Here is an 18836-nt window from a genome sequence, read left to right as displayed (position 1 = left end):
TCTCATGACAATATCTTCCACATCCGTGGCCGCCATCGCGGCCGCGCGATCGCCTGCTTTGCCGGCAGATCCCGCCACCCGCATCGCGGCTGCTGCCCGGCTGATCCTTCCCCATCTCGAGCGTGGTCAGCGCATCGACGCCGCCAATCTTCGCGCTGCGATGTATGCGGCCTGTGGCGGCACCGACTCCGAGGGCGTCTGGGACTGGAAGTCTGCCTACGACACCTGCGAGGCCGCGACGGTGTTGTTCCTCCGTAAATTTACCCCCGCGCTCCGCGCCCGGGCCGCGTCGCCTGCGGCCATGCTGCCGATGCTGGCGAAGGTTGCCGGCCTTCTCCCCACCCACACGCGGCGCTCTGAAGAGAGCGAAGCGTTTCAGCAGTTCTCGACTCCGATTCCGCTCGGGCTTGCGGCCTCGATCGCAGCCGCGATCACACCCTCCGAAGTCGTGCTCGAACCGTCGGCCGGCACGGGCCTTCTTGCGATCCTCGCGGAATTGTCAGGCGCTTCGCTCGTGCTCAACGAACTCGCCGATGCTCGCGCCTCGCTTCTCTCACTGCTCTTTCCTGCCGTTCCCGTCACCCGCTTCGATGCGGCGCATATCGACGATCATCTCGATGCCGGCATCACGCCGAGCGTCGTGCTGATGAACCCGCCATTCTCGGCGGTCGCACATGTTGATCGCCGTATGGCCGACGCGGCACTGCGTCATATCTCCTCGGCGCTGGCGCGGCTCGCCGATGGCGGTCGTCTGGTCGCCATCACAGGCGCGAATTGCGCACCGGATAGTCCGGTGTGGCGCGATGCGTTCGTCGGCTTGCAGGAGCGTGGGAGGATCGTGTTCTCGGCCGCGATCGACGGGGCGGTCTATGCCAGGCACGGCACGACCATGGACACGCGCCTGACCGTGATCGACAAGCGCACGGCTGACGATCCGACCGCGTTTCCAGCTTCGCCCGGTCTCGCGCCGGACGTCGCCACGTTGCTGGGCTGGATCGCCGAACGCGTGCCGCCGCGGCTGCCGATCACGGCCCCGCTGGCCAGCCCGATCATCGTTCGATCGGTGGCTCCCCGCACATCGCGTCCTGTCGTCTCGCGCCCTTCCTCTATTCCGGCGACGGTTCCCGAACCCAAAGCGATCGAGCTTGCTTATGAGGTCATCGATTGGAAACCGGTTGAGGGCGGCGGCATCAGCGATGCGCTGTATGAAGAATACGGATTGCAGTCGATCCGGATTCCCGGTGCGTGCGCGCATCCGACCAAACTCGTGCAATCGGCGGCGATGGCCTCGGTCGCGCCGCCGCAACCGAGCTATCGGCCGCATCTTCTCGCCAACACCGCGTCGGACGGATTACTGTCCGATGCTCAGCTTGAATCCGTTATCTATGCCGGCGAGGCGCATACCCGTTTTCTTGCGGGATCATGGACGGTCGATGAGACCTGGGACATTGTCTCTGCCGCATCCGACGACGCCGAACATGCTGTCCGTTTCCGCTGCGGTTGGTTCCTCGGCGACGGCACCGGCGCCGGCAAGGGCCGGCAGGCCGCGGGCATCGTGCTCGACAACTGGTTGAAGGGCCGCCGCCGTGCGGTCTGGATCTCTAAATCCGACAAGCTGATCGAGGATGCCCAGCGCGACTGGTCGGCGCTCGGCATGGAGCGCCTGCTGATCACACCGCTGTCGCGCTTCCGCCAGGGCACGCCAATCCGTCTGGAACAGGGCGTCCTTTTTACCACCTATGCCACGCTACGCTCCGATGCGCGGGACGAGAAGGTATCGCGGGTCAGACAGATCGTGGAATGGTTGGGCGCCGATTTCGACGGCGTCATCATCTTCGACGAGTCTCACGCGATGCAGAACGCCGCTGGCGGGAAGGGTGAGCGCGGCGATGTTGCCGCCTCGCAGCAGGGCCGGGCCGGGCTTCGCCTGCAACATGCGTTGTCGAACGCGCGCGTCGTCTATGTCTCGGCGACCGGCGCCACCACGGTGCACAATCTCGCCTATGCCCAACGTCTCGGGCTCTGGGGCGGCGAGGACTTTCCGTTTGCGACGCGCGCTGAGTTCGTCGAGGCGATCGAGGCGGGCGGCGTCGCGGCGATGGAAGTGCTCGCGCGCGACCTCAAGGCACTCGGGCTTTATGCGGCCCGCTCACTCTCCTACGACGGCGTCGAATACGAACTGGTCGAACATAAGCTCACCGACGAACAGATCCGCATCTACGACGCCTATGCCGGTGCCTTCAGCGTCATCCATAACAATCTCGACGCCGCCATGAAGGCCGCGAACATCACCGGCGCCACCGGCACGCTGAACGCACAGGCCAAGTCGGCCGCCCGGTCCGCGTTTGAATCGGCAAAGCAGCGCTTCTTCAATCATCTGATCACCGCGATGAAGACGCCGTCGCTGATCGCGTCAGTCGAGCGTGATCTGAAAGCCGGCCACGCCGCCGTGATCCAGATCGTCTCGACCGGCGAGGCGCTGATGGAACGGCGCCTGGCCGAAATCCCGACCGAGGAATGGGGTGACGTCCAGGTCGACATCACGCCGCGCGAATACGTGCTGGATTATCTCGCGCACTCATTCCCGACGCAGCTCTATGAGCCGTTCACCACCAGCGAGGGCGATCTGTCGTCGCGGCCGGTGTTCCGAGATGGTCAACCGGTGCAATGCCGGGACGCGGTCGCGCGTCGCGAACGGCTGATCGAGAAACTGGCGTCGCTGTCACCCGTCCACGGCGCGCTCGACCAGATCGTGCAGCGTTTCGGTACGGACATGGTGGCGGAGGTCACCGGCCGTTCGCGGCGCATCGTCCGCAAGCGCGGGGGCGATGGCATCGATCGTCTCGTGGTGGAGAACCGTGCCGGGTCCGCCAATCTCGGCGAGACCCAGGCGTTCATGGATGACGTCAAGCGTATCCTGGTGTTCTCGGACGCGGGCGGCACGGGACGCAGCTATCACGCCGAACTTTCGGCGAGGAACCGGCGCCTCCGCGTACATTATCTATTAGAACCGGGATGGAAGGCCGACGCCGCGATCCAGGGGCTCGGCCGTACAAACCGCACCAACCAGGCGCAGCCGCCGCTGTTCCGGCCGATTGCGACGAACGTGAAGGCCGAAAAGCGCTTCCTCTCGACCATCGCGCGGCGTCTCGACACGCTGGGCGCCATCACCAAGGGTCAGCGCCAGACCGGCGGGCAGGGCCTCTTCCGCGCCGAGGACAATCTCGAAAGCCATTACGCGCGCGATGCGCTGCGCCAACTCTATGTCCTGCTCGTCACCGGCAAGGTCGCGGGCTGTCCGCTTCAAGCGTTCCAAGATGCGACCGGATTGAAGCTGACGGACTCGGGCGGCATCAAGGACGATCTGCCGCCGATCACCACGTTCCTCAATCGCCTACTGGCGCTGACCATCGACCTGCAGAACATCCTGTTCACGGCGTTCGAGCAATTGCTGACCGTTCGCATCGAGGGTGCGATCGCCAGTGGCACCTACGATGTCGGACTGGAGACGCTGCGGGCCGAGAGCTTCACTGTTACTGCTCGTGAGGCGATCTATACCCATCCCGGCACGTCCGCCGAAACCCGGCTGCTGACCGTCATCCAGCGCGAGCGCAATCGGCCGATCCCGCTCGATGAGGCGCTTGAGCGTTTGTCCGACCCGCGCGCTTTGCTGTTGGTCAACACCCAGTCGGGCCGAGCCGCCGTGCAAGTGCCGGCGCGCAGCGTGATGCTCGACGACGGCGAGGTCGAACGCCGTATCCGGCTGATCCGCCCGATGGAGCACACCGCGATGCCCTTGGCGGCAATGCCGCAGACCCATTGGCAGGAAGCCAACCGCGACGGCTTTGCTCGGGCCTGGCAGGCCGAAGTCGCCGAGGTTTCGCCGTTCACAGACAGCGAGATTCATATTGTCGCCGGTCTGTTGCTGCCGATCTGGAAGCGTCTCCCGAACGAGTCGACGCGGGTCTATCGGCTTCAGACCGACACCGGTGAGCGCATCATCGGCCGCAAGGTCTCGCCGGCCTGGGTCGCCAGTGCTTTGGAGGCGGGGACTTCAACGTTATCTCCGGACGCCGCCTTCACCGCGCTGATGGACGGCAAGACCGTTCTTGATCTCACCGAAGGCCTTCAGCTTCGGCGCGCGCGCGTGATGGGCGCCAACCGCATCGAGCTGTGCGGCTTCACCGATCTCATGCGCGATCGGCTGCGCGCCTATGGCCTGTTCAGCGAGATCATCTCCTGGAAGCTGCGGTTCTTCGTTCCGGTCAATGCGACCGGGCCGGAGATCCTTGCCAAGGTGCTGGAGCGCTACCCGATTGCCCGTATCGCCGATCGGGCGGCCGCGTGACATGGCGCATGATGCCGCAGAGCTGGCGCATCGGCTCGCGCGCGAGGCCGAAGCGGTGTGCCGACATTATCTTTCCCACGGGTGCCGGGTCGGAAACTACTGGCAGGTCGGCGACGCCAAGAATACGAAGGGCCGCTCGATGTTCGTGCGGCTCACCGGCGACCCGTCCGGCAAACGCCGCCCCGGAAAATGGACCGACGCGGCGACCGGCGAACACGGCGACTTGCTCGACGTCATCCGCGAAACCTGCGGCCTGGTCGATTTCCACGATGTGGCCGAGGAGGCGCGACGCTTCCTCAGTCTGCCACGGCCCGAGCCGAGGCCCGGAAGCCCTCATCGCTCATCGCCGGCACCGATGGGCTCACCGGAATCGGCCCGTCGGCTTATTGCGATATCAAGGCCGATCGGTGGCACTCTCGTGGAGTTCTATTTGCGCCATCGCGGTATCACCCGTCTGAATGAGGTCAGCGCACTGCGATTCCACCCGCGTTGCTATTATCGCCCCGATGCTGACGCGCCGACGCAGACCTGGCCGGCGATGATCGCTGCCGTGACCAATCTCGAAGGCCACATCACCGGCGCACATCGCACCTGGCTCGACCCGTCGGGCCGAGATAAGGCGCCGATCGACACGCCGCGTCGTGCGATGGGCCATCTCCTGGGCAACGCCGTCCGCTTCGGTGTCGCCGATGACGTCGTCGCGGCAGGCGAGGGCATCGAGACCATGTTGTCGCTTCGCTGCGTCATGCCGACCTTGCCGATGAATGCAGCCCTCTCGGCCGCGCATCTCGCCGCCATCCTGTTTCCGGTGACGCTGCGCCGTCTCTATATCGTGCGTGATGACGATCCGGCGGGCGATAGCGCGATGGAGAGCTTGAGTGCACGAGCACAGACGGCTGGGATCGAGGCGATCACGCTGTCGCCACGCTGCGGCGATTTTAATGGAGATCTGCGGCGTCTCGGCATCGATACGTTGCGGGCGGCGTTGCGGGTGCAGATCGTCCCTGAGGACGTTGGCCGCTTCTTGCATCCGGACGTCAGCGCCGGGACGAGGTGAGGCAAGCGGCGTTCCGATCATGCACCGCCTTCGGTCTTGGCGTCTCATCGTGTCGGAGAGGTCCGCGTCCCCGGCCTTCTGAGAGGGCGATCGAGCCGTCAAACGGTCCGGCCCCGCAATGGCGGATGGCCGACTATTTTCCGTCGGCGGGCAAGCCCGCCTTTACATCGCGAGACAAAATAGTCGGCCCCCACCATCCTCCGCTGCGCTCCGGCCGCTTCCGCTTCGCTTCAGCGGTGCAGGTCCGGCCCGCCCGACGGCTTTCGTCGCCACGAAGGCCGCGATGGACGCGGCCGATCCGAGCACAAGGAAGCCGCCATGACGACCGACGACGACACCACCGGCTACGAGCCGCCGCAGGCATCATCCCCGACCGATCACCTGCTGACCGAACTCCAGCTCCACGGCCACCGGCCGTTCCAGGACGAACCCGATCCACGCCCGCTGCCCGACCCCCGCATTGCCGCTGGCGCCGTCGCCGACATCTTCGACGCCCTCATCGTCAGCCTCGATGACACCCGGCTCGAACCCGACCTCGACGACCTCTTGTGGTCGACCGTCAATCTATTCCATCGCGCGACGATGCGGATCGCACGCCACCTCGACGATAACGAGCAGGCGCAAAGGCGCGGCCAGCGCGAACAGGACGGTTCCGAGGTGCGGTCGGTCGAACTGGAACGGCTCATCGCCGAGGGCATGACACTCAGCGAGCGTCGCAACGCCATGGAGTTCTTTCGCGACCATGCCGCCGAACACTACGAACGGCGTACCCACACGGCCTGGCGCCCGCGGTCCGGGTCGATGGTCAACCACCGCGCGCTCACGGCGGCCATGATCGACAGCCGCGATTACCTCGCCGCCAAGCGCCGAGCCGAGACCGAGGTGATGCTGCCGCCCGGACCGAAGGTGGCCTTCAGCGGCGGCCTCGACTTCAACGATCACCGCCTGATCTGGGACGTGCTCGACAAGATCCGCAGCAAACACGCCGACATGGTGCTGCTGCACGGCGGGTCGCCAAAAGGCGCCGAGCTGATCGCGTCCAAATGGGCCGACAATCGCAAAGTGCCACAGATCGCCTTCAAGCCGGACTGGACGCGGCACGCCAAAGCCGCACCATTCAAGCGCAACGATGCGATGCTCGACGTGCTGCCGATCGGAGTCCTTGTATTCCCCGGCACCGGTATCCAGGAGAATCTCGCCGACAAGGCACGAAAGCTCGGCATCCCGGTCTGGAAATTCGGCACGAAGCCTGAGAAGGGAGGCGCGTAAGCGTCGCTACCTCTTCAGCGAATTTCAAACACGATGCGGCGCATTGAAACGCGCCGCAGAATTTCTGCCGCCACAACGGATCAATTTCGCTATAGTTCGACTTGCGCCGTGGTGGTGGTGGAAGGCGCGACCCTTGCACTCTTGTGACAGGATAAACCACCATGATCGCCATCGGCATCGTTCTCAATCTCGTCGGACTCGGCGTGTTCTGCTGGCTGTTGTTCACGCTGGCCGTTTATGCCTTGCCGTTTTTTGTCGCCGTCACCGCCGGGCTCTTCGCCTATCATAATGGAGCAGGTTCGCTCGGCGCCATCGCGCTCGCTCTCCTTACCGGCGGCGCGACCCTCGCAGCGGCGCAGATCGCCTTCACGCTGGTCCGGGCGCCGTTCCTCCGTTTCGTCCTTACGGTGCTGTTCGCGGGACCGGCCGCGGTCGCCGGGTTCTACGCGACGCACGGCCTTGCCGCGTTCACGACACCTTCGGAGATGTGGCAGAACATCTTTGCCGTCGTCGGCGCGATAGTCATCGGTGCGACCGCCTGGCTGCGGCTGGCCGATGCCCCGCTCGACGGCGGAACATCGCGAGCGGATCGGGACGTCGTCCGGCGCCGCGGTCTGACCTCGACCTGAGGCGGCCCGCCGCCCGTCGCCAGATTCACGTCTCCCGAAGCGTTGCCGCATGCGCGCGCATTGACCTCGGACGGATTGCGTTTCGCGGATGAGCTGATGCCAGTATGCCGATGGTTGGCCGACACCGCCGCGGCCCGGTGCATTCGATAGGCCGTGTTGGAGAGACGGGCGAACAACGGCCCGGACGTCGACGACACTATGCCGGATCGCCAAATGTTCATGTGGTGAGGCGCACGGTCGCGGGTTTTTTCTCCTTGCAAGGCTCTGTCATGCCGAGCGCGGGTCATCGGGTCTCTACGATGGCCTGATCTGGCCGAACGACGGCTGCGCCTCGATCGCCTAGCTGCAACGCCGTCGTTCAACTTTCTTCCCCTGGCGGCTACGCCGCCATTCCTCGCGCAAGACAAGAAAGTTGCCCGCCTGGCGTCCTCCGCTGCGCTTCGGTCCGAAGACGGATGCAGCGCCGATCGCCTCCGGCCTGTCGATCGCCATCGAGACCGCGATGGTCGCGGCTCGGAAACAGAGAGCAAGGAGAACTACCATGGCGAACATCGGCACCTTCACCAAGAACGAAGCTGGCGCTTTCATCGGCGAAATCGTCACGCTCAGCTTCCAGGCCAAGAACGTCCGCCTCGTTCCCGAGACCAACCGGGCCAACGAGAACGCTCCGAGCCACCGCGCCTATGTCGGCCGTGCCGAAATCGGTGCCGCCTGGCCCAAGCGCTCCGCGGAACAGCGCGACTACCTCTCGGTCAAGCTCGACGATCCGAGCTTCAACGCTCCGATCTACGCGAACCTTTTCGACGACGAAGAGGGCGGTAGCTACACCCTGATCTGGTCGCGCCCGCAGAAGGCTCGCACGGCTTCCGCCGATTAATCGATCCGCTCTCAGATGCCCCGCCGCGAGGCGGGGCATCTCGCGCGCTCAAGGCGTCGCCGATCGACCGCGCGAAGCACGCGCGGCGAGGGCGTCCATCTCCAAAAGGGAAATTACTACGCGGCCGCCCGCGCCGACGGGTCGCGCCGCGTATCCACGCCCGTCTGAAAAACATGATCGCAAGCGTCACAGTGCCAGTGCAACGTGATACGATCCGCGCAGACGAAGGCAGCATGCTCGGCCGCGAACAGCGTCTCCCCACAAACCGGGCAATCCCGAAACCCCATGAAGCGCGCAAATGTTCGCAGGCGAGAATCGGTCGTCATCGGCACCTGTTCCTCCGTGCACCGCATAAGCGCTCGGTGTGAAGACGACATGACCGACAAGGGCGAGCTTTAAGGTCTCTTTGCGGCACACATATTCGGGCGAATGATGTCTTCGCAGCCGCAGCAAATCGCGGGGTGCACTCTCCGCCACGCGATGTGATCTTGAGACCAGAACTGATGCGATGCCGCCGGATCAGGACTTGCCGCGCGAGGGCTTCGACGCGCGCCGTAGCAACACGTCCGGCTCGACACCGAGCACTGTGGCCAATTTACCAACCATGTCGATGGTCGCGGCGTAAACGCCGCGTTCGAGCGAACTGATATAGGTGCGGTCGACGTCCGCTTCATGCGCCAACGCCTCCTGCGACAGCCCCTTGGCGTGCCGGGTCCGGCGCAGGTTGCGAGCGAATACCTCCCGAATCTCCATTCGAAAAGTGTTCGTCTTGTAGGGTATTTCACTACGGAGTATACTCGACAAACCGATCCTGCTTGCCCCTCGAAGTCCGATAGAGTTCGGGGCCCTTGCCGGACGGATCGCCTGAAGAAACGGGTCAAAAGCCGAGTAATCTGTTAATTGTCCAACAACTGTCATCGATCCGCAGCAAGAGCGTCGTATTTCGTCGGTCCGATCCGGTTAAACGCTTGGCGCGAGTTCCCGCCATGACCATTGTTGCTTTTGACGACCATCCACCCGACCTGCCGCATGTCACGCCTTACGACGAGCGGCACCTCAAGACGTATCTTCGGCTTCTTGATGCGGATGAGGAGGGTGCCGACTGGCGCGAGGTCGTACAGATCATTTTCGGTCTTGATGCGCAACGTGAGCCGGATCGCGCGCGTCACGTGCATGACAGCCATCTTGCACGCGCAAGATGGATGACGCAGACCGGATACCGGGACTTGCTCAAGCCGCCGTCCCAATGATTTGAGCACGCGCAGTTTTCGAAGCACCACGCCTATTCCATCATCTTTCACTGACCACGGTGTTGCAACACGCGTTGCAGTGGCGGCGACTTCTGCGTGGGACAACGCTTCCAAATACTCGGCGACGGGGAGGGCATGCCTTGCTTGAGGCTGAGTAACGCTGGAGTGCTCGTATGCCGGATGATGAAAGCTGGCGGTCGCAAGATGCGACCGCCTATCTTGATCGTGTGCAACGCGCGGGTTTCGCCTGGGAGTTCCTGCGGCGCAACCCTGACTACCGCGAAGACTACGAACACATGAGCCGCGATGCGATGAGCGGCGTCACCATCGTGCTGGAGGCAGCCCTTGCGCTGTCCCAGCGCTGGGGGTTGAGTTTTCCCGTGCGACCCGAAGCAACGCAGCGACCGGGCACTGGTGTTGTGGGAATTCAATGTGCTTCCGGCTGCGGTGATACTCACGACGGCGCCGCCGGCGACTGGATCCACAATCACGCTGGATCGGATTCCATCGGCGCCCGCCATGGAACGCGCAGACGGCCGTCACATGCTGTGGCGGCGGGCGAGCGAGGAACAGCGGATTTGGATTCTTCCCGATACGAACCCGTCGGCTCCGATCGCCGCCGTTATCCCATTCGATATGCACGTGGCGCAGCGCGTCGAAGCCGTCCTTCACCTCTGGCACAGCCTGACGGATGCCGCGGTGCGCCCGGTTGTCTCGCCGCTGACCGAACAGCAGCGCCGCCGCATGATCTTGATGCTGAGGGCACTTGACGGTCATCAGCAACAGGCGACGTATCGCGACCTCGCCGCCACCCTGCTTGATGCCGATGTACGGACCCAAAGCCGGCGCGACTGGCTGACCTCGTCCTGTCGTTCACAGATCATCCGGCTGGTCAAAGACGCCGTCGGTCGGATGCGGGGCGGCTACCGCGACTTGCTGATCGGCCAATAGCCGCTGCGCATCCATCGCGCCACGCAGAGCGTTAGCGCCCGACGAACACAACGCTGTGTTTACGCGCTAGCTTCGCAGCGGCGAGGGGGGATGGACACAAACGACAGCCGCATCTTCGGCATCCTCGTCCACGCCTCAAATTCGCAATCGTGCGCCCGACGCGCCGTCGATCCCCGATGGCGACCGAACCCACACCGGGCGCATTCATGGCTGACAACCCCGCCAATTCGCAGCAACGCTATTTGCGCACCACCGAGGCGGCCCGGTTCCTCGGCCTGTCGGGTCGCACGCTGGAAAAGCACCGCACCTACGGTACCGGACCGAGCTATCGGAAGCTCGGCGGCCGTGTCGTTTACGCCCTCGAAGACCTGCAGACCTGGGCCGACATCGGTCTGCGCCAGTCCACGTCCGATCAAGGCAAGGGCGTCGTCCATGCCGCCAAGCCGGTGAGCGGCTTGGGTCCGCTGGTCGGCGGCCGGCCACCGGTGAGGCGACCATAGCCATGATCGCGCGCCGACCGACCTCCGCAGAAACTACGCGTAGTGAGCCACCGGGTTTACTGAACGGCACGCCCGCGCCGCGCGATCCGAGGACCGCGCATTCCGCAATCGACACGCTGACGCATGTCGAATTGACTTGGCAAGCAAAACGCATCGAGCACCGCATCCGGTTTGGTCATCCGGTCGCCTCCGTGCGGCTCGATCGTCATCGCCGCCGCGTGTCGTTTGCGCCGGGTGCCATCTTCGCCGTCATGCGCTGGGCCGCCAATGACTTCGGCACCGTGCTGTCGCGCATCGACATCCTTCGTGCGGTTCAGGCGGACGAGTCCTTCACGACGGTGCCGCTGGTGCAACCAGGTGGCGTCATCCTGCTGACAATCTCCGGTTGGCCGAAGGTCGAGCGGGTCTTGCAGGCCATCGACGGTGTCGAGGCGCTCGGCATCGACCCCGCCGACGCTGCGCCCGAACATTGGCATCACATCCACAACCGCCTCAGCGTTGGCGATACGCCGCGCGCTTACACGATGACGCGCCATAAGGCCTGGCTCAAACGGCGGCGAGTCGCGCCATGACACTTCGCACCATGACACCTCGCGCTGCCTATACCCTCGCTGCGTCACTAGCGGTCGCAAGTCTGCTCGCAGCCCTCGGCGCGAACTCACCGCCACATTATATCTGGAATCTCACGCCGAGCGTTCCGCTTGGTCTTTACGCGGTGCAGTCGCCAGACCGTCTCTATGTCACCATGCTGGCCGTGGTGACGCCGCCGGAGCCGCTGGCAACGACATTGTCGGATGGTGGTTATCTGCCGCGCGGCGTGCCGCTGCTCAAACGCATCTTCGCCCTCTCAGGGCAGACCGTCTGTCGTTTCGGCGTGCAGATCAACGTTGACGGCATTGCAGCCGCGCCCGCGCGTGAACGCGATCTGCGCGGCCATCCGCTGCCGGTCTGGCAAGGCTGCCGCGTCATCGCCGATGACGAAATCTTCCTCATGAATTGGGACGAGCCCGACAGCCTCGACAGCCGTTACTTCGGCCCATTGCCGCGCAGCGCGATCGTCGCGCGCGCAGTGCCGATCTGGACCGACGAGGCCGGCGACGGACGCTTCGCGTGGCGCGCCCCGACGGAATGACACTTTATTTTACCCACCCAGCAACGGAGGCCACCATGGCACAGATCGGCACCTTTACCCGCACCGTCGATGGATACACCGGCACAATCCGGACCTTCACGCTCAAACGCGATGTCATCATCATCGTGCCGGCTATCGTGAGCGAGACCGATAACGCTCCGAATTACCGCGTTCTTGCCGACGACGTCGAAATCGGCGCCGGATGGAAGCGTACCGGTGACAAAGCTGGCGATTATCTCTCGCTGCTGATTGATGATCCATCATTCGGCCAACCGATCCGCGCCAACCTGTTCCAGGTGGTGAGCGGCGGTGACACGTTCCATCTGATCTGGACCCGTCCATCGCGCCGCGCGCCGCGCGAGTGAATCCGTGTCGCCGCTTGCGAAGCCGCTGCGCATTGCCATGATCGTCACCGCCTCGCTCGTGGTCCTCACTCCCTTCACGGCCCGCTGCGAGACCGCGTCGGCGCGTGTCGCTGACGCGGTCGCGCCGTGGTCGCAATTCGTCAGCGAAGCGGCCGAGCGTTTCGCGATTCCTGCGGCATGGATCCACGCCGTGATGAGGGTCGAGAGTCACGGCAACGTCAAAGCCGTGTCGCCAAAGGGCGCCGTCGGGCTGATGCAGATCATGCCCGCCACGTATGCCGAGCTGCGCGAACGCTACGCGCTCGGCGGCGATCCTTTTGATCCGCACGACAACATCGTGGCGGGTGCTGCGTATCTCCGCGAAATGCACGACCGCTTCGGTACGTCCGGATTCGTTGCCGCTTATAATGTCGGCCCAACGCGCTACGAAGACCACCTTGCGACAGGCCGTCCGTTGCCCGACGAGACCCGGAACTATGTCGCGTCGCTGGCGCCGCTGCTGTCCGACGCGCAAACTGGCGACAACGCGATCGCAGCCGGCGAGCCTAACACCTGGCGCGGGGCGTCGTTATTCGTCTCGCGATCTCAGCGCAAATCCTCGGACACGCGGATGTCGTTCACGCCGCAGTCATCCCCCGTTGGACATGACCGCGGTGCTGTCGATCTGTCGGCGCTCACGCCACTTCCCGGCGGCTTGTTCGTTAAACAAGCGCCCACACCCGGCAAGCCATAATCCCATTCCGTCATTTTCGTGCTGTCTCGCGCAATTGCGTGAATCAGGCTGGAGTCTCTGAGAACGCCAGCAAACGAGCGGAGGACGGCAAGATTAAAGCAAACGGTGCCCTTCGGTGCCCGTTTGCAAAAAAGCGTTGTCTGCACATTGGTTAGCGCGACGTAGCGAGCGGCTGCGAGACGGCAGCGATGTGTGCTTCATCAGTTTGATGAGTGATCTCAACGATCGGAGCGGTGCCGCTCCATATTGTCTGTTTAGGGAGCGTCCGATCTCGATGCTGTCACCGCGATAGACGCGCCGGTTGCCGCGCCGCCGATCTCCTGTATTTGCGCGCGCCGTTACGACGGTCGTTTGAACTGTCTTGCGCCGTGCTGCCGTGTCCGCATTCTTGTCGGCATGAGCGACGAGCCTTCCGACTTCCGCATCCGCACCGGCCGTATCGGCAATCGCGGCACCCGCGCCGGCGGACGCCCGCGCTCTTTCATCGACCAGGTGCTGAAGGCATCCGCGAAGGCCAATGGCGCCGCACTGACGCCGGCGCAATTCTCGAACCGCCGCCGTCGCGGACCGGGCGCAGTGCGGCCCCGGAAGGGGAAGTGCTCGCGAATCGGCCGCGGGCAAGCCGCGGCCGACCGACTGAAGCGGTCGGTCGAAGGGCGCGGGCCAGGCCAGCGTCTGCGCCGCGTGATCGTGAAGGCGCGGATCGTCAAGCTCAACGCGGGAAGCAAACGGGCGGATGCACACCTGCGCTATCTCCAGCGCGATGGCACCACGCGTGATGGTGCGCGCGGAACGCTGTACGGGCCGGACACCGACGCCGCCGACGGCCGCGATTTCCTCGAGCGTGGCCGCGACGACCGCCACCAGTTCCGGTTCATCGTTGCCCCCGAGGATGCTGACCGTCTGCAGGATCTGCGCGGCTTCACCCGCGACGTGATGCGACGGATGGAGGAAGACCTCGGCACGAAGCTCGACTGGGTCGCGATCGACCATTTCAACACCGGCCATCCGCACGGCCATGTGGTGATCCGCGGCAAGGACGATCTCGGCAAGGATCTGATCATTGCCCAGGACTACATCACCGATGGCCTGCGCATCCGCGCCCAGGAACGGGTGACACTAGAGCTCGGCCCCGAGACCGATCTGGAATTGCGCGGGAAGCTGGAGGCCGAGATGACGGCCGAACGGTTCACCCGGCTCGACCGTATCCTGGTCGAGGAGGTGCCGTCACGACGGCTCGATCTGCGGCCGGACGCTGGCCAGCTCCGCGCCGACCTCGACGAGACGCTGTTCATCGGGCGGCTGAAGAATCTGGAGCGGTACGGACTGGCGACGCAGACCGAACCAGGGGTTTGGTCGTTCTCCGAGAGGCTGGAGCCGACGCTGCGCGAATTGGGTGAGCGCGGCGACATCATCAAGGCGATCAATCGCTCGCTTGCGGACCGGGGCGAGGAGCGCGCACTCGGCAGCTATGTTCTACATGGCGCGACTATGCCGGAGCCCGTCGTCGGTCAGGTGATCGGCAAGCGGCTCGACGATGAACTGGGCGAGCGCATCGGTCTTGTCATCGATGGCGTCGATGGCCGCGTCCATCATGTCGCCCTACCGGATGCCGCGGACAGTGAGCCTCCAGCCGTGGGAAGCATCGTCCAGATCGGCGGGATGTCCTCCGGTCCGCGCTCCTCCGACCGCAATATCGCGGAGGTGGCCGGAAACAGCGACGTCTACCGCCCGAGCACACATCGCGCACTCGTCGAAAGTGGCGCGGTTCGTATTCCCGGTGGTGACTCCGATAGCTATGTCCGCAGTCATGTCCGGCGGCTGGAAGCGCTGCGCCGCGCCGGCATCGTCGAGCGCATCGACGCCGACCATTGGCGTATTCCCGAAGACTTGGTGTCACGCGCCGCCGAATATGACGCACGCCGCGGTGCGCAGGCCGTAGTCCGTATCCTCGCCACCCTCGATCTGGAACAACAAATCGCCAGCGACGGCGCGACCTGGCTCGACCGCGAACTGGCTTCACGCCAGCGCACGCCGCTGACCGACACGGGATTCGGCCAGCACGTCCGGCAGGCGCTGGAGCAACGCAAAGACACACTGCTCGAACAGGGTCACGCTTGGCGCGCGCCAGACGGCGGCATCCGCGCGCCGCGCGATCTCGTTACCCGCCTGGAGCGACAGGAAGTCGCCCGCGTCGGCGCGCAGTTGGCAGCCGCGCGTGGGCGGACCTATCAATCGACCGGGACCGGCGAGCACGTCAGTGGCACACTGATCGGCAAGACCGATCTCGCCAGTGGTCGCTTCGCCATGATCGCGACCTCCAGCGGTGACAACGGCCTCGGCTTCAGCCTCGTGCCATGGCAGCCTGTTCTCGACCGGCGCATCGGCCAGCACATCACTGGCGTGGCGCGCGAGGGCGGTGGCATCGATTGGAGCTTTGGGAGGCAGCGCGGATTGGGCCTGTGACGGTCGGTCAGCCCAGCACACCTTACCATAATACCGTTGCCAAGGTTTCGTGACCGCCCCCGCAATGCTAACGTCATGAAAGGAAGATGACGGAGCAGCGGAATATGACGATAGCTTCGCGCCGACCCCACCCATCACACGATCGTCGTATGGACGACGTTAAGCGGGAGCTTACGCGCGCGATGGAACGGGAGTTGAGCTTCCGCGCAGCCGAGCGCACCGAACGTGCGCGACAATTGGACCTTGGCACTCCGGACAAATATCTTTCGGAAAGCGCGCAGCGCTCGCCGTGAATGCGGCGACCAGCATCGGGCGGATGCCGCTGTAAGAGTGCCGTCATCCCATAAGAAGTTCTTCGCCAGTTTTTGCACGCCAAATCCGCCGATCCTACGATCGGCGTTTCGCGCATCTTGCCTTGTGATGCGCCGACGGTTTCCTTGACGGCTGACCGTTCCGTCAGGAGCAAGCCGGTGCCCGCGACGAAAATCCTTTGGGGCCAGATTCTGATCGTGACACTGATCGTGCTCACGACAACCTGGGGCGCGACGCAGTGGACCGCCTGGCGTCTCGCCTATCAGGTTCAACTCGGCGCGCCATGGAGCCAGATCGGCGGTTTGCCGCTTTACCCGCCGCCGGCATTCTTCTGGTGGTGGTTCTCTTATGACGCCTATGCGCCCGGGATCTTCGTCGAAGGCGCGTTAATTGCTGCTTCCGGTGGCTTCATCTCAGTCGCGGTCGCCATTGTCATGTCGGTATGGCGCGCCCGTGAGGCGAAAGAAGCGCAGACCTATGGTTCAGCGCGCTGGGCGACCATCAAGGAGATCAGCGCGGCCGGCCTGTTGAGCCCCGACGGTGTCGTGCTCGGCAAGATCAATCATCAGTATCTGCGTCATGCCGGACCGGAGCACGTGCTCTGTTTTGCGCCAACCCGCAGCGGCAAGGGTGTCGGTCTCGTCGTCCCGACGTTGTTGACATGGCCGGGCAGTTGCATCGTCCACGACATCAAGGGTGAGAACTGGCAGTTGACCGCGGGCTGGCGCGCCTCGTTCGGCCGCGTGCTGTTGTTCGATCCCACCAATCCCGACTCCTCTGCTTACAATCCGCTGCTCGAGGTGCGCCGCGGCGACAGCGAAGTGCGCGACGTCCAGAACATCGCCGACATCCTGGTCGATCCCGAGGGCGCGCTGGAGCGGCGCAACCATTGGGAAAAGACCAGCCACGCCTTGCTGGTCGGCGCCATCCTCCATGTGCTCTACGCCGAGCCGGAGAAAACGCTCGCCGGCGTAGCCAATTTTCTGTCCGACCCCAAGCGGACCATCGAAGCCACACTGCGAGCCATGATGACGATGCAACATCTCGGCGATCGCCCGCATCCCGTTGTCGCCTCGGCGGCTCGTGAACTGTTGAACAAAAGCGAGAACGAACGATCCGGTGTGCTCTCGACCGCGATGTCATTCCTCGGCCTCTATCGCGACCCGGTGGTTGCAAAGGTGACGGCGCGATGCGACTGGCGCATTGGAGACCTCGTCGAGGGAGCGACGCCGGCGACACTCTATCTGGTGGTCCCACCATCGGATATTTCGCGAACCAAGCCGCTCATTCGTCTTGTTCTCAACCAGATCGGCCGGCGTCTCACAGAAGATCTCCAAGCTAAGGCAAAACGCCGGCGACTGTTGCTCATGCTCGATGAATTTCCGGCGCTCGGACGGCTGGATTTCTTCGAGTCGGCATTGGCCTTCATGGCAGGCTACGGCCTCAAGAGCTTTCTGATTGCGCAATCACTCAACCAGATTGAGAAGGCCTACGGCCAGAATAATTCAATTCTCGACAATTGCCATGTTCGTGTCGCGTTCGCAACCAATGATGAGCGGACCGCCAAACGGGTCTCGGATGCACTGGGTGTCGCGACTGAACTCCGCGCCATGAAAAATTATGCCGGTCATCGCCTGTCGCCATGGCTCGGCCACCTGATGGTGTCGCGTCAGGAGACAGCGCGTCCGCTTCTGACCGCCGGTGAGGTGATGCAATTGCCGCCCTTCGACGAAGTCGTGCTGGTTTCAGGGACGTCGCCGATCCGTGCGAAGAAGGTCCGCTATTTCGAGGATCGCCGTCTCACCGATCGTGTTCGGCCGCCCCCCTGTGTGGGGGCAAGCACGCGAGCACAAGAGAATGGGGATGACTGGATGGCGCGGCCAATTCCCCCATCTGTACCACAGGAGGAGAGGTTGCAACGCGCCAACGATAATGCCAACGGCGGAATCCGTCGTGAGCCCGCGTTATCAAAACACGAAGCGATTGTGCCGGAAGGGATGGACCCAACGCCAACGGTTGCCATTGTCGACGATCAATCGAGCGAGGCTGGCATTCGGTCTGCCACCATCCGTCACAGGATGCGCAGCGTTGCACGGCAGGCCGCTATGGACCCGGACGATGGGATCACGCTGTGAGGCGATGGCGATGAAAGTCCGAACGAGTATGCATTTGTCGCCGGAAGCCTTGCGACTATTGATCGATCACTCGGATCGCAAGGGTATCTCCCGGTCGTCCATCGCCGATGCGGCGATCACGAGTTTCCTGTCTCCGGACGGCGCCGATCGGGCCGAAGCTGCGTTGTCGCGCCGGCTTGACCGTCTGTCGCGGCAGGTGCAGCGCCTGGAGCGTGACACTGCGATTGGAACCGAGACGCTGGGACTCTTCATCCGTCTCTGGTTGACGGCGACGCCGTCCTTGCCCGCCGATGTGAATGGTGGCGCAGACGCGAAGGGACGCGAGCGGTTCCAGACGTTCGTCGAGGCACTGGCGGAGCGTCTCAACAAGGGACAGACGCTGCTGCGGGAGATACCCGATGACGTCAAGTTCGATCGAAGTTAGTGGAGGACACTGAAGAGGAAAAGCCAGTCTAGCCAGCCTGTCTCAAATTTGACATGGCCGGTGGGGCAGAGTTCTCCGCCGACCATTCGGCGGAGCGTTGCCTTGGACGATGGCATTGCTGCTGTGTGAGCTTGGAAGGGCCGCCGTGCTCTCCAAATTGAGCGAGCGGCGGCTCACGCTGCTGGCTGGTGAAAGTTCGCGATAGAACTTTCTTAAATGAGACATGTTTGCACTTGGCGGAGAAGCCGTTTCCCCTTAAGTTCCAAATCTTGCGGCGTGTCTTAATATCGGAATTGAAGAGCTGGATGTTCGTACGATTGAGCAAAGCGAAGCGACTGAGGGCCGGGTGGTTTGCCGCCTTGGTCTATCTGCTTTGCGTGCTGGCGCC

16 protein-coding genes and 1 pseudogene are annotated in these 18836 nt (G+C 63.8%); 16 read left to right on the top strand and 1 reads right to left on the bottom strand.

Features of this window, described 5'->3' with window-relative positions; genetic code table 11:
- The first annotated feature begins 4 nt into the window (after window positions 1–4).
- From HMPREF9695_RS12250 to HMPREF9695_RS12225, 5 genes are all read left to right on the top strand, one after another.
- Window positions 5–4348, top strand: coding sequence for a strawberry notch-like NTP hydrolase domain-containing protein (locus HMPREF9695_RS12250; protein WP_006021176.1), 4344 nt, complete (start codon window positions 5–7; stop codon window positions 4346–4348).
- A 1-nt stretch (window position 4349) separates the two neighbouring features.
- Window positions 4350–5405 carry a DUF7146 domain-containing protein gene (locus HMPREF9695_RS12245; RefSeq protein ID WP_006021175.1) on the top strand — a complete coding sequence of 352 codons (1056 nt, stop codon included), beginning with the start codon at window positions 4350–4352 and terminating at the stop codon, window positions 5403–5405.
- 318 nt (window positions 5406–5723) lie between these two features.
- Complete coding sequence (locus HMPREF9695_RS12240) at window positions 5724–6674, top strand: DUF2493 domain-containing protein (RefSeq protein WP_006021174.1); 951 nt, start codon at window positions 5724–5726, stop codon at window positions 6672–6674.
- A 161-nt stretch (window positions 6675–6835) separates the two neighbouring features.
- Window positions 6836–7303 carry a hypothetical protein gene (locus HMPREF9695_RS12235; RefSeq protein WP_006021173.1) on the top strand — a complete coding sequence of 156 codons (468 nt, stop codon included), beginning with the start codon at window positions 6836–6838 and terminating at the stop codon, window positions 7301–7303.
- A gap of 541 nt (window positions 7304–7844) precedes the next feature.
- Window positions 7845–8180 carry a DUF736 domain-containing protein gene (locus HMPREF9695_RS12225; RefSeq protein ID WP_006021172.1) on the top strand — a complete coding sequence of 112 codons (336 nt, stop codon included), beginning with the start codon at window positions 7845–7847 and terminating at the stop codon, window positions 8178–8180.
- Between the two features lie 519 nt (window positions 8181–8699).
- On the opposite strand, the gene HMPREF9695_RS12220 is transcribed toward HMPREF9695_RS12225, so the two are convergent.
- Window positions 8700–8933 (bottom strand): helix-turn-helix domain-containing protein, encoded by a 234-nt coding sequence (locus HMPREF9695_RS12220; RefSeq protein ID WP_006021171.1) that lies wholly within the window; start codon window positions 8931–8933, stop codon window positions 8700–8702.
- Between the two features lie 233 nt (window positions 8934–9166).
- Between HMPREF9695_RS12220 and HMPREF9695_RS25775 the strand changes: the two genes are divergently transcribed.
- The 11 genes and pseudogenes from HMPREF9695_RS25775 (at window position 9167) to HMPREF9695_RS12170 (ending at window position 18448) form a co-directional block, all read left to right on the top strand.
- Entirely contained in the window at window positions 9167–9430 is a 264-nt protein-coding gene (locus tag HMPREF9695_RS25775) for a DNA -binding domain-containing protein (protein ID WP_006021170.1), read from the top strand.
- Between the two features lie 173 nt (window positions 9431–9603).
- A pseudogene (locus tag HMPREF9695_RS26960) lies at window positions 9604–9798 on the top strand (transcriptional regulator domain-containing protein); the annotation flags it as partial.
- A gap of 151 nt (window positions 9799–9949) precedes the next feature.
- Complete coding sequence (locus tag HMPREF9695_RS25270; RefSeq protein ID WP_006021169.1) at window positions 9950–10381, top strand: DUF2285 domain-containing protein; 432 nt, start codon at window positions 9950–9952, stop codon at window positions 10379–10381.
- 206 nt (window positions 10382–10587) lie between these two features.
- Complete coding sequence (locus HMPREF9695_RS12205; protein ID WP_041712128.1) at window positions 10588–10881, top strand: helix-turn-helix transcriptional regulator; 294 nt, start codon at window positions 10588–10590, stop codon at window positions 10879–10881.
- Between the two features lie 107 nt (window positions 10882–10988).
- Window positions 10989–11453 carry a DUF2840 domain-containing protein gene (locus HMPREF9695_RS12200; RefSeq protein ID WP_041712127.1) on the top strand — a complete coding sequence of 155 codons (465 nt, stop codon included), beginning with the start codon at window positions 10989–10991 and terminating at the stop codon, window positions 11451–11453.
- Window positions 11450–12013, top strand: a complete 564-nt coding sequence (locus HMPREF9695_RS12195) for a S26 family signal peptidase (protein ID WP_006021166.1) — start codon at window positions 11450–11452, stop codon at window positions 12011–12013. The genes HMPREF9695_RS12200 and HMPREF9695_RS12195 overlap by 4 nt, the downstream gene beginning before the upstream one ends.
- Before the next feature lie 35 nt (window positions 12014–12048).
- Window positions 12049–12378, top strand: a complete 330-nt coding sequence (locus tag HMPREF9695_RS12190) for a DUF736 domain-containing protein (protein WP_006021165.1) — start codon at window positions 12049–12051, stop codon at window positions 12376–12378.
- A 4-nt stretch (window positions 12379–12382) separates the two neighbouring features.
- Complete coding sequence (locus HMPREF9695_RS12185; protein ID WP_006021164.1) at window positions 12383–13111, top strand: lytic transglycosylase domain-containing protein; 729 nt, start codon at window positions 12383–12385, stop codon at window positions 13109–13111.
- Between the two features lie 396 nt (window positions 13112–13507).
- The gene (locus tag HMPREF9695_RS12180) at window positions 13508–15577 is read left to right on the top strand and encodes a relaxase/mobilization nuclease and DUF3363 domain-containing protein (RefSeq protein WP_006021163.1); all 2070 of its coding nucleotides are present in this window, start codon (window positions 13508–13510) and stop codon (window positions 15575–15577) included.
- Window positions 15578–16047: 470 nt separating this feature from the next.
- Window positions 16048–18024, top strand: a complete 1977-nt coding sequence (locus HMPREF9695_RS12175; protein WP_006021162.1) for a conjugal transfer protein TraG — start codon at window positions 16048–16050, stop codon at window positions 18022–18024.
- Between the two features lie 10 nt (window positions 18025–18034).
- Window positions 18035–18448: a hypothetical protein gene (locus HMPREF9695_RS12170; RefSeq protein ID WP_006021161.1), complete on the top strand. Its 414-nt coding sequence runs from the start codon at window positions 18035–18037 to the stop codon at window positions 18446–18448.
- The last annotated feature ends 388 nt before the right edge of the window (window positions 18449–18836 follow it).

The organism is Afipia broomeae ATCC 49717 (assembly GCF_000314675.2).
GTDB classification, from domain to species: domain Bacteria; phylum Pseudomonadota; class Alphaproteobacteria; order Rhizobiales; family Xanthobacteraceae; genus Afipia; species Afipia broomeae.
This window is presented reverse-complemented; position numbering and strand designations above follow the sequence as displayed.